Source organism: Clostridium algoriphilum, assembly GCF_020443705.1.
GTDB lineage: Bacteria > Bacillota > Clostridia > Clostridiales > Clostridiaceae > Clostridium_AD > Clostridium_AD algoriphilum.
In genome coordinates, this window is the sequence record NZ_JAIZZK010000021.1 from 1 (window position 1) to 12,186 (window position 12,186).

10 protein-coding genes, 1 pseudogene and 1 other annotated feature are annotated in these 12,186 nt (G+C 29.0%); of the genes and pseudogenes, 8 read left to right on the forward strand and 3 right to left on the reverse strand.

Annotated features, from left to right (window positions below):
* Positions 1-128 precede the first annotated feature (128 nt).
* Complete coding sequence (locus tag LGK95_RS14650; protein ID WP_226125528.1) at positions 129-389, reverse strand: thioredoxin family protein; 261 nt, start codon at positions 387-389, stop codon at positions 129-131.
* Positions 390-704: 315 nt separating this feature from the next.
* On the opposite strand from LGK95_RS14650, the gene LGK95_RS14655 reads away from it, so the two are divergent.
* Positions 705-1,691 carry a PGN_0703 family putative restriction endonuclease gene (locus tag LGK95_RS14655; RefSeq protein WP_226125529.1) on the forward strand — a complete coding sequence of 329 codons (987 nt, stop codon included), beginning with the start codon at positions 705-707 and terminating at the stop codon, positions 1,689-1,691.
* Positions 1,692-1,773: 82 nt separating this feature from the next.
* Here the strand turns inward: LGK95_RS14655 and corA are convergent, their stop codons facing one another.
* Positions 1,774-2,724 carry a magnesium/cobalt transporter CorA gene (gene corA, locus LGK95_RS14660; RefSeq protein ID WP_226125530.1) on the reverse strand — a complete coding sequence of 317 codons (951 nt, stop codon included), beginning with the start codon at positions 2,722-2,724 and terminating at the stop codon, positions 1,774-1,776.
* Between the two features lie 153 nt (positions 2,725-2,877).
* On the opposite strand from corA, the gene LGK95_RS14665 reads away from it, so the two are divergent.
* The 5 genes and pseudogenes from LGK95_RS14665 to LGK95_RS14685 all read left to right on the forward strand — a co-directional run bounded on the left by LGK95_RS14665 (position 2,878) and on the right by LGK95_RS14685 (position 9,032).
* Positions 2,878-3,570 (forward strand): copper homeostasis protein CutC, encoded by a 693-nt coding sequence (locus LGK95_RS14665; RefSeq protein ID WP_226125531.1) that lies wholly within the window; start codon positions 2,878-2,880, stop codon positions 3,568-3,570.
* Between the two features lie 184 nt (positions 3,571-3,754).
* Positions 3,755-6,083, forward strand: a pseudogene (locus tag LGK95_RS14670) (GxGYxYP domain-containing protein); the annotation flags it as partial.
* A gap of 144 nt (positions 6,084-6,227) precedes the next feature.
* Entirely contained in the window at positions 6,228-6,539 is a 312-nt protein-coding gene (locus LGK95_RS14675) for a hypothetical protein (RefSeq protein WP_226125532.1), read from the forward strand.
* A 421-nt stretch (positions 6,540-6,960) separates the two neighbouring features.
* On the forward strand, positions 6,961-7,161 hold the full coding sequence (locus tag LGK95_RS14680; RefSeq protein WP_226125533.1) for a DUF1657 domain-containing protein: 201 nt from the start codon (positions 6,961-6,963) through the stop codon (positions 7,159-7,161).
* Positions 7,162-7,226: 65 nt separating this feature from the next.
* Positions 7,227-9,032, forward strand: coding sequence for a hypothetical protein (locus LGK95_RS14685; RefSeq protein WP_226125534.1), 1,806 nt, complete (start codon positions 7,227-7,229; stop codon positions 9,030-9,032).
* An 85-nt stretch (positions 9,033-9,117) separates the two neighbouring features.
* Here the strand turns inward: LGK95_RS14685 and LGK95_RS14690 are convergent, their stop codons facing one another.
* Entirely contained in the window at positions 9,118-10,491 is a 1,374-nt protein-coding gene (locus LGK95_RS14690; protein WP_226125535.1) for a sodium-dependent transporter, read from the reverse strand.
* A gap of 545 nt (positions 10,492-11,036) precedes the next feature.
* On the opposite strand from LGK95_RS14690, the gene LGK95_RS14695 reads away from it, so the two are divergent.
* Both LGK95_RS14695 and LGK95_RS14700 read left to right on the forward strand, forming a co-directional pair.
* The gene (locus tag LGK95_RS14695; protein ID WP_226125536.1) at positions 11,037-11,399 is read left to right on the forward strand and encodes a YccF domain-containing protein; all 363 of its coding nucleotides are present in this window, start codon (positions 11,037-11,039) and stop codon (positions 11,397-11,399) included.
* A gap of 77 nt (positions 11,400-11,476) precedes the next feature.
* Positions 11,477-11,813: a binding site (T-box leader), on the forward strand.
* A gap of 67 nt (positions 11,814-11,880) precedes the next feature.
* Entirely contained in the window at positions 11,881-12,180 is a 300-nt protein-coding gene (locus LGK95_RS14700; protein ID WP_226125537.1) for an ACT domain-containing protein, read from the forward strand.
* Positions 12,181-12,186: the final 6 nt, after the last annotated feature.

Below are 12,186 nucleotides of genomic sequence, written 5' to 3' on the forward strand. Positions count from 1 at the left end.
CCAAACTGTTTTTTGCCTTTTACTGCTGACATAACAATACCCCCAATCATAGTTTTATTATCCTACAAATGGGGGTGTTTTTGCAATGTCCGTTTTTAGTGGTTCAGTTCAAAATCGTAGGTGTTTTTTTATTTAAGGGCTTCTTCAAATACGTTACGTATAATATCTATAGAGGGAACACCTTCATGTACCTTAACTTCGTTAACAAAGTAGGTAGGAACATAATAGTAGTCGTATTGTTTAGCTATCTTTGGTTGAAGCTCTTCATCAATTATTTCAACTTCAATATTTGCATATTGTGGGTTCTTATTTTTTAATTCTTTCATCATAGCATATGCTTGTTTACAGTAAGGACACCAGCTTGTTATGAACATAGTTACAGGTTTCATTTATAATCACCACCTATTTATCTTTACAAAGATATTATTTGAATTATAAAATATATTATACACTATTCTACTACTTTGTAATTTAAAAGAGAACATATAAATGAAGAAAATCAATTAATATTATTCTGCTTAAAATATAGTTATAAGAAATAAAAAATTATAAAACAATTATAAGATAATTATCTTATAGTGTAACTAAATTATAATATTTAGAGTTGTTTTTCACAATATGTTCAATATTTGTATTATTAATTAAATTTGAGCAATATACATAATTATACATTAGGAAACAGAAATCATAGGAGGGTGATCTTGTTGGATGATAAATTAAAGGATGACAAAATAGAAAAGTTTAGTGAGATGGATAATACTGAAACTATGATAAAGGATCAAGGCGGAGATTTAGAATTGTCAGATAACAATGGTGTATTAATTTCGGATTCACGAGATTTTCAAACCAAAGTTAAAGAACATTTAGGTGAGTATAAAAGAGATATGCTCAATATTTATGAAGATGGTATATATAACTATAAGAATAAAGGTATTTTATATGAACACATTCTTCATAAAGATAAATATAAAGTAAACATTATTGAAAAATACAGGACTGATTTTTTTAAATCAGATTATTACAAAGGTATAACCCTACACAGGTATTTTCACCATTTAAATTCATCTCAGGCTATGTGTATTAATTTTTTTTATCCATTAATCAAAGAAAAATCATTGGAATCAATCCTAAATGTAATGAATATAGAAGGCGAAATCAATTATAATTGTAATGATATATGTTTTGAAAAAATATCTAAATTAGAAAAAAACTCCGGAAGGAAGACTAACTTTGATTTTTATATAAAGTTAAACTCAAGAGTTAGAATATATTTTGAGATAAAATATACAGAAAATCATTTTGGAAAAGTCAGGAAGGATAAAGAGCGTAAAGAGTACAAAGAACATAAGAAGAAATTTTATGATGTATATATGCCATTAATTAAGAATAATCCAGCCATAAAGGAATGCTTTAAAACAGAAGATAAGTTTTTAAATAATTACCAAGTAATGAGAAATATTGCACACATATCTAAAAATAGTTATGTTATATTTATATACCCAAAGGGAAACAAGGCTATTAAAAAAGCAGCATTGTCTGCAAAAGAAGAAGTTATAGAAAAGGGATGGGAAGCTCATTTTATTTTATTTACATGGGAAGAACTTATAAAGCAATTAAAGTCAAATTTAAATTCAAAAGAATTAATTGAGTATTACGATAAGCAATTTAGTCCGAAATACCTCAAGCTTTAATTCAAGGTATTTAAGAATAATATACTTATATCTTCAGTATTAACAAAGTAAAAACACCATTTATTTGGTGTTTTTAACTATATTATAGCCATTTTTTCTTCTTGAAAATTAATATCTCTACGAAAGAAATAAAAAACATTATAAATATAGTAATAAAATAACTGTATTTAGCACTTAACTCAGGCATGTTTTGAAAATTCATACCATAGATTCCTGTTATTATTGTAAGTGGCATCATAACCGTAGTAATTATAGTTAAAATCTTCATAATTTTATTCATTGAATTAGATAATTGAGAAGAATAAAGCTCTAAACAAGACGTAACCATTTCATGATCAGATTCAATTAAATCATATATTCGAAGTACATGGTCATAAATATCAGAGAAATATATCCTATATTTTTCAGTTATAATATCATCATGCCTCAAAAGAGTATTTAATACTTCCCTCAATGGAGAAACAACTCTTCTGAGCTTAATAACACTTTTCTTTACTCGCATAATATTATTAAGAGTACTTTGAACAGGGTTGTTCATTGATTCTTCTTCTAGAATATTAATTTTCTCTTCAACCGTATCTGTTACCACAAATAACTGGTCTATAGCCTCATCAAGAATATGATATAAAACAAAATCACTTCCATTAGAAACAATATCTAATCCCTTGTTTATATCATCCATAATCTTTTTTACTGATTTATTCTCACCATAATGTATTGTTATAATATAATTTGAGCTTATATATACATAGATGTTATTATAAGAAAAGGCATTTCTAGTATGACTATCTGATGTGACAAGAATTAAAAAATGATAATCTTTATAATCATTTATTTTACACCTCTTACTTTTATGTATACAATCTTCAATAGTGAGATGATGAAAATTAAATTTATCTTTTAAAAACATAAAATCACTTTCACTTGGGTTGTTAATATTAAGCCAAAACATTTTGTCAGAAGATTGCGATTTAGAAAATACTTTTTCGATGGTGGTAAATTCATGTACTTTATCATTAATGTAAGTAATCAATAAAATCTCTCCCTTTATTGAAATATCTGCAATAGGAATATTAACTCTATTATATATTATTATTGATATAAAATATATTAGATATGGTAAAATAACAAATATATATAATTAAAAAAGGAAATTCAATTAGGAACATACATAGGAGTTGAGCAAATGATTGAAATTATAGCAGCAACGATAGAAGATGTAAAGAGAATTGAAGAAAGTGGCGCTGATAGAATAGAGCTTGTTAGTGCATTATCGGAAGGTGGCTTAACACCAAGTTATTCACTTATTAAAAGAGCAGTCCAAAGTGTTAAAATACCAGTAAATGTGATGATACGACCACATGGAAAATCGTTTATATATACAGATGAAGAAATTGAGGTTATGGTAGAAGATATTATGATTGCAAAAGAACTTAATGTTAATGGTGTAGTATTTGGAGTTTTAAATATAGATAATGAAATATGTATTCCTTCTTTAGAGAAATTGTTAAAAGCTTGCGATGGCATTGATGTGACTTTCCATAGGGCTATTGATGAGCTAACTGACCAGGTGAAAGGGATAGAAGTTTTAGCTGGTTATAGTCAAATTAATAATGTTCTTACATCAGGTGGGAAAGGGAATATACTTAAAAATATTCCAGTTATTAAAAACATGGTAGAAAAGGAAAAACATATTAATGTAATTGCTGGTGGTGGCTTAAATCTTGGGAATATTATAGAGGTTATGATAAAAACTAAAGCACCTCAATACCATTTTGGAACAGCAATAAGAAATGATAAATCAACGTTTGGAGATATAAATACACACAAGTTGCGGTTATTAATTAATCTTATTAGAAAACAGAAGTCCATAACGTAGATAAAAAGTATCAAAATAATTTTCCATACATAATATATAGTGAAAACTATTTTTATGGAGGATATATATGTACTGGTGTCCGTATTTTTATAATTATAATATGATGCGCTCTTATAATAGAAGAAGATCTTATAATGAAACAATAGATTCGATGGAAACAAGAAATGAAATTGCGCAAGATCCGATTGCAACCTTAGATGACAACATTGCGCATCTTGTATTGGATTCACAAAATCTCTATGACATTCCAAAACACTTTCGTAAGTCTACTGATATATTAACCTTGCAAGACAATGATAACTTAAATCTTAGCGGATTAAGCACATTAAACATTTCTGGAAGTCAACAATTTTCTGAGTATAATCTACCTCTTGTAATAAATAGCATAGGAACATCATTACCTATAACAGTTATAGACTTAAGACAGGAATCTCATGGATTCATTAATGGAAATCCTGTTAGCTGGGCTAATGTTAAAAATGATGCTAACATAGGTTTAACAATGGATCAAGTAATTATAGAAGAATATAATAAATTAAATAATATTGAATTAAATGTACCTATGACTTATTATAATCATAAAAATATAACTGTAGTTCCCCGAAAAGTTGAAAATGAAAATCACCTAGTTAATTCTAAATCACTATCATATATCCGCATTACTGTTACTGATGGTAAGATACCTAAGGATGATATGGTTGATTATTTTATAAAGTTAGTAAAATCACAACCTGACAATTCATGGTTACATTTTCACTGCAAACAAGGTATTGGGCGGACTACTACTTTTATGATTATGTATGATATGATTAAGAACTGCAAAAATGTTACTTCTGATGATATCATAAAAAGACAACTACTATTGGCAAATTTTGATGAGAGTCATATTAAATCTTTTAATAATAACGAAAGAATTAACTTTTTACAAAATTTCTATAAATATTGCAAGGAAAACAACAATGGCAAGTATTAAGTGGAGTGATTGGAAAAAAGCTCTAAGTACAAAAAAATATATGAAAAACCCTATAATACCAACTTATTTATATGTTATTTCTCAGGATAGAATGACAATTAATGAGCGAACAATGATAGCAACACTTCAAGGATTAGTTAATAATTATTCATTAATTCAAATTTATACACTTAGTTCCTCACAACCAGATTATCAAATTTGGCTAGATGATTTAAAAGATAGGTATGGAATATTATATAAAATCATCTCAAATCCATGGGAATTATTAGATCTATATAAAGATTATGTTGATGGATATTTGCTTTATAATAATAAATCTCTAAATGATCCTTCAATAAATAATGCTTGTTCACTCGCATCATTAACTAAATGCATTGCAGTTGATGATGCTATTGAAGATAAAATAAGAGCTCATGGCATTACAAAAATTAAAGGTGATCTTCGAAACACAGATGAGAACTGGGCATACGATAACTTATGGAATTCTGGTCTCAACCATTCCATAGTAATTGAGCTATCCCCGGGCAAAGCCTCCGCCTTAAGAGACTATGCAATAATGACCAAAGCTCTAGTATTTTATGAAGATAAAGTAAATGATACAGTTCTTCGAGATAAAGTATTTTCATCCATGGATAAGGACTCCATCTGCTTAGGGTGGGGACCAGATGAATTTGTTAATGTTAGTACGACTTCAAAATATGGTATTAGTATGGTCGCTGCAGATTGGTCTTATAATTTAACTGTATTAAGTGCTTTTCCTTCAGTACCTATGACTCAAAAATCATTAATGAGTACTCCTAATGATGAATCTATGCATTATGTAACATTTATTATGTCTGACGGAGATAATCAACAGTGGAACCTTGGAACTAATTATGGTTCTCACAAATGGTATGGCTCTCCCTACAAAGGAAAGTTTAATTTGGGGTGGTCATTAAGCCCATCTTTATATTACCTTGCACCTACTGTATTTAATTTATATTATGAAAGTGCAGCTCATGGATCAACTAATGATTATTTTGTTGTACCACCATCTGGAAATGGCTATATGTACCCAAGTAAATTTGATAGAGAAACACTCGATATTTATATTAATAGATTAAATGATTACATGAAAAAAGTAGATGAGAAATATATAGCGATCATAGATGACTCATCTTTTCATGATACTAATCTTTGGGAAAAATTTACTGCTAAGCCTGATATAGAGGGGTTGTTTTATCTTGATTATCAAAGGCACGACAATTATCAAGGAGAAATTATATGGTCTAATAATAAACCTATAGTTTCATGTAGAGATTTACTTTGGGATAGTATCGAAAGTGAAGGGGAGCTGGATTTAAATATCAACAATAGAGTAGAATCTGGACTAGTAGATATTCATTATTCTAATAGTTATACCTTTGTTTATGTTCATGCATGGAGTAAAAGTCTTAGCAATATTGAAAGGGTTGTGGATAAATTAAAGGAAAATCCGAAAGTTAGAGTAGTCACCCCTGAAACATTTATGCAGCTAATAAAAAAGAATGTTAAACATTAGCTTTTTATAAAAGCTGATTTTATGAAAAATTTTTAAATCACATAAATATACAATTTTTATCAACTATATTTTGTAACGAAAAGGGTAAACTATATAATACACACTATTTATATAGTGTAATTTATATTGGAAGGGAGAATACTTATGAATAAAAATGATTTAGAAAAATCAGAAAAGAATAAGCATACTATCGAAATTACAGTCCCATTTAATGGAGTTATTTCAGGAGATAATAAAGGCTCAATTTCTTCAAATACGAGTATGTCTAATGAGAATAATAACGCCAAGGATGCTACTTCAAAAAAAGGACGAATAGGTAAAGAATCAGATGAAAGTAGTTTTTCTGATGATGATACCTCAAAAAAAGGACAAATGAGTAATCAATCAGATGCAAGTGATCTTTCTGATGGTGATACTTCAAAAAAAGGACAAATGACAATTAAAATATCTCAATAATAAAATATCTCAATACCACTTTTTACTGTATAGGTTCTTCAGAAATTAAGTTTTTTGATAAACTAATAATAGTAATATTAAGAGGTCAAAGTGAAAACTGTTTCATTAAAAATAAAAATCAGTTAACCAATATTGGCTAACTGATTTTTTATTTCTATATTTATATAAAAATTTAAAGGACGTAATTGAATGAATTAAATTTAAGCATATTAGGTAAACTACGTTAGAAAGCAATTTATTAAAATAAAGGAAATTCATATGACTGTTAGCACTAAAGTAAAACAAACATTAGTAATATGGAAAGAGTGTTAATTAAAAATGGTAAGGTTATGGAAAAATGACGGGTCAACAGTTTTTACAAGAACTATGTTCTCAAAAATCATTATATTGAATTAAATATATTTGAATGGAGGTGAAAACTATGACTATAGGAACTCAAATGCAACAAGCGATTGCTGGAATGCAGAGTGCGTCTGCTACAATGAAGACTTTTTCCCTAGAAACTGATAATAAACAAGCAAAAAGTGATTTTACACAAATTGGGGAGCAACTTGATTCTGCACTAGACATGTTAAAGGGAAGACAAAAATATATTCAAAAACAAGAACCTCAATATAAGTAGTATTTAATTTTTACATTTACAATTTTTTATTGCAAAAATATTGTTACTAATGAGGAGGATTTCTAATGAAATCAAAAAGTATGTTATTTATGACAGCTATATTAACTGTATTATTTGTAGGATGTGCTAAACAACCTACAATGCCACCAAAAACAATTCAAAAAGTAGCAAACACAGTTCCTAATAAAGTAAATATAGTTCCTGCATCTGCTTTTGAAAAAGCTATAAGTAATAAAGGTATATGGAATATTGCACTGACAAAAAATTTAACTATTGATAAAAATCTTGCAGTTGATGGTGAGTATAAAAATGATAAAAATATTATAGAACGTAAGATAGCTCTATACAGTCAAGACAAAAATAAGAATATAACCGCTAGATTCACTTTGACGATTCCCAAATTAACCATTAACAGTCCTAATACCAGTATTGAACATGGAATTTTTAAAGGTGACCTTTATGTTTCAGCAAAGAACTTTCAGTTAATAGATACCACAGTTGAGGGAAATATATATTTTACTACGAATGAAGCCAAATCAACATTCAAAATGGATTCTAAAAGTAAAGTGACTGGGAAACAGGAGTTAGTAACACCCCCAATGATAAGCACTGCACCTGCTTTTGAAAAGGCTATAAGTAGCAAAGGTACATGGATTATTGCACTAACAAAGAACTTAACTATTGATAAAAATCTTGCAGTTGATGGTGAATATAAAAATGATAAAAATGTTATAGAACGTAAGATAGCTTTATATAGTCAAGACAAAAATAAGAATATAACTGATAGATTCACTTTGACGATTCCCAAATTAACCATTAACAGTCCTAATACCAGTATTGAACATGGAATTTTTAAAGGCGACCTTTATGTTTCAGCAAAGAATTTTCAGTTAATAGATACCACAGTTGAGGGAAATGTATATTTTACTACGAATGAAGCTAAATCTACATTCAAGATGGATACTAAAAGTAAAGTGACTGGAAAACAGGAGTTATTATCAACTTCAATGGTAAATAGTGCACCTGCTTTCGAAAAGGCTATAAGTAGCAAAGGTACATGGAATATTGCACTAACAAAAAATTTAACTATTGAGAAAGATCTTGCAGTTGATGGCGAGTATAAAAATGATAAAAATGTGATAGAACGTAAGATAGCTCTATGCAGTCAAGACAAAAATAATAATATAATTGATAAATTCACTTTGTCGGTTCCAAAATTAACCATTAACAGTCCTCGAACTACTATTGAACATGGAGTTTTCAAAGGTGACCTTTATGTTTCATCAAATAACTTTAGGTTAATGGATACTATAGTTGAGGGAAATGTATATTTTACTACGCATGAAGCTAAATCTACATTCAAAATGGATACTAAAAGTAAAGTAACTGGAAAACAGGAATTCAAAACACAAACGAAAACAACTCCAAATGTAGGAAACACAGTTTCAATGGTAAGTACTGCAACTACTTTTGAAAATGCCATAAGTAGCAAGGGCACATGGATTATTACAATAACAAAGAATTTAACTATTAATAAAGCTCTTGTAGTTGATGGTGAGTACAAAAATGGTAAGAAAGATGCCAATGGTAAAGATATTATAGAACGTAAGATAGATCTATACAGTCAAGACGAAGATAATAAAATAACTGATAAATTCACTTTGACCATTCCTAAATTAACCATTAATAGTCCTCTAACAATTATGGAACATGGAACTTTCAAGGGCGACCTTTATGTTTCATCAAAGAACTTTAGGTTGATAGACGCTAAAGTTGAAGGAAATGTATATTTTACTACGGATGAAGCTAAATCCACATTCAAAATGGATAAGAAAAGTATAGTGACTGGAAAACAGGAATTAAAAAAATAGTATAATATCAAATAAGATATTTGATATAAAAAATCAGTTAACCAATTAATTAGTTAACTGATTTTTTAATATGTATACTTTATATTTAAAATTTAATAAATCCTATTGAGTTTAAGAAAACAATTACTAGTAGAAGTGGTGATATATATTTAATGAATACAAATATAATATTTAACACAAAATCATTATTTAAAGTTCCTTGGTTTGATAGCTCTAGTTTAAAGTCTTCCTTTTTAGCAAAATATCCAACGTAAATTGCTATTAAAAGTCCGCCTACAGGAAGTAATATATTAGAAGACAAGTAATCAAAGGAATCAAAAAAACCTTTCTGTCCTAATACATGAATATTACTAAGAATACTTGTGGGATCAGCCGATAATGTTGCTAGAATTCCAACAATCATCATTATGCTTGTTGGAAATAATACAGATTTTACTCTACCCATACCTCTTTCTTCCGAAAAATAAGCAACTGCAACTTGAACCATAGATATCATTGCTGTTGTAGCAGCTATTGCAGTTAAAAAGAAAAACGCTACTAATAGTATATTACCAAAAGGTATCTTTGAGAATACAAGTGGTATAGTCATAAATAAAAGTCCTGGTCCTTCACTAGGTTTCATACCGAAAGAGAATACAGCAGGAAATATTGCAATTCCTGCGAGAATCGAAATCAGTGAGTCAGATAAAGCAACCTTTATTGAAGTGGCTATCATATTATTATCCTTCGTAAAGTAACTTCCATAGGTTATCATTGTTCCCATTCCTAGGGATAATTTGAAAAATGACAAACCAAGAGCAGCGAGTATTACAGGTCCAGTTAATTGCGAAAAATCAACATGGAATAAAAATTTTAATCCTTGTGATGCGCCTGGAAGTGTTAATGCTCTTATATCACATATAATAATAAGTACGAATAATACAGGCATAAGTGTTTTTGTTATTCTTTCAATTCCTTTTTTAACTCCTGCAATTAAAATCACCGAAACTACTATCAAAACTATTAACTGCCATATAAGTGGAGAGAACGGTCCAATTAAAGTTGACATGAATTTTGATTTGGCTGTAACTGAAGTAACACCAACAAGATCACCTCTTATTGCTTTGAAAACATAGGAATATACCCATCCAGCAACGCAGCTATAAAAAAATGCAATTAAAAATGCTGAAGCTACCCCCATAAATCCAATAGTTCTCCAACCTTTAGAGGCCTTTAACTTTTTAAAAGCGCCTACTGCATTTTTTCTTGCTTTTCTACCAATGTAAAATTCACATGCCATAATCGGAATACCAACTAATACAACACATAAAAGATATACTAAAAGAAAAGCTCCTCCGCCGTTAGTTCCTAGTAAGTAAGGAAACTTCCATATGTTTCCTAAGCCTACTGCTGAACCTAATGTTGCAAAAAAAATTGCAAATCCTGTGGAAAACATTTCTCTTTTGTTTTTCTGTTCCATTACATATCACCCCTTTTATTTAACTTTTTCTACGTGTTTAAAATAGTGCAAAAAAATAGACATAGTATTTCACTACTAGGCGAAAATATGTCTGTGATACAACTTGAATTTATAAGTTCATTTATAGTTTTCTATACACTTTAACACTCTACCACGTCCGTATTATTAAATCAACAGAAAATTGCAATATTACGGTATGCTTTTTTTATTCTTTCTCTCTTTTTTGTATATATTGCCATGGAAAATCTTATTTTCCATGATTTTTCTCCTTTGTTATTAAAACTTAATTTATGTAATTTCAATAGGTAAGCATATTTTTAAAAATCATTTTAAGTTTCAATAGAGTCTTAGATAATATTATTATAGTAACGTATTACCAGAATAGGAATATGATGGTAATATGTTTTTTTATTAGTAAAAACCTCTCATACCTATGATTTTTTTGTTTTTTAATTGAATATGCATTAATATGAAGGTATTATGTTTTCTCAGATTTATGGGTATAGAGAACATCTTAGGAATAAAGAAATGAAAGAAGGTAGACAATGAATTTTATAGGTAATATTATTTGGCTATTATTTGGTGGAATTATTGCAGCTATTGCATGGCTTTTAGCAGGTATAATTTTATGCGTTACAATTATTGGTATACCATTTGGTATTCAATGTTTTAAAATCTCCGAATTTGTATTGTGGCCTTTCGGAAAAGAGATAGAGCTTGGTAATTTTGGAGTTGGAGGATTGCTTTTTAATATCATCTGGATCATTCTTTTCGGATGGGAGTTTGCCATAGCACATCTCATTACAGGTGTAATCTTTTGTGTAACAATTATTGGTATACCATTTGGTATTCAGCACTTTAAATTTGCTAAACTTGGTATCATTCCCTTTGGAGCTAGAATATACTAGACAGAAGTAAAATATTTTTATAGCAATTGTTTGACAAGTATGTGGATTTAGAATATTATATATAATAAGAATAAAATTTAAAAGCTATGAAGGAGAGAAAAATATCACATTTAAGACTACAGAGAGCCAATTGTTGCTGAAAGTTGGTGTTGACATGGATATGTAATAATCACTCCTGAGCTGCTTAGTTGAAATTGAAACTAGTGTGACGATGAATTGCAAAGGAACATTATGTTTTGCATAGTAAATCACAAAAAATGCACAGTTTCACATAGAGTAAACTAAGACGGATGCTCCCGATATAGAGCTATGGTTAGGAAATGCATCAAAAATTTCTTTTGACCAAAAATAATGAGGTAATTTATAATGATAAATTACGAACTAGGGTGGTACCGCGAATCTTTCGTCCCTATAAACATAGATAGCTATGTTTATAGGGACGGAGGATTTTTTTATTTTATAAATTAAAGGAGGAGTTGTAATGTATAAAACTATAAGTGCAAAGGTGGAACATGGTATAGATGCTTTAGTAAGAGTTACAAATACTTTAAGAAGAAAAGAATTTAAAATAAGAGGAATTGTAATGGAAGAGTGTGAAATTGGTGGGTATTCAGATTTAAGGATAACAATAGAAGAATACTCTAACTTAGGGATAGAACAAGCAATGATGCAGCTTAGAAAGATTATAAATGTATATGAAATTGAAGAGTTTAAGGGCAATCAAATGAAAGATATGGCACCGACATTAGAAATAGTACCTTCAGTAGCAGCTTGTGAATAAGGATGA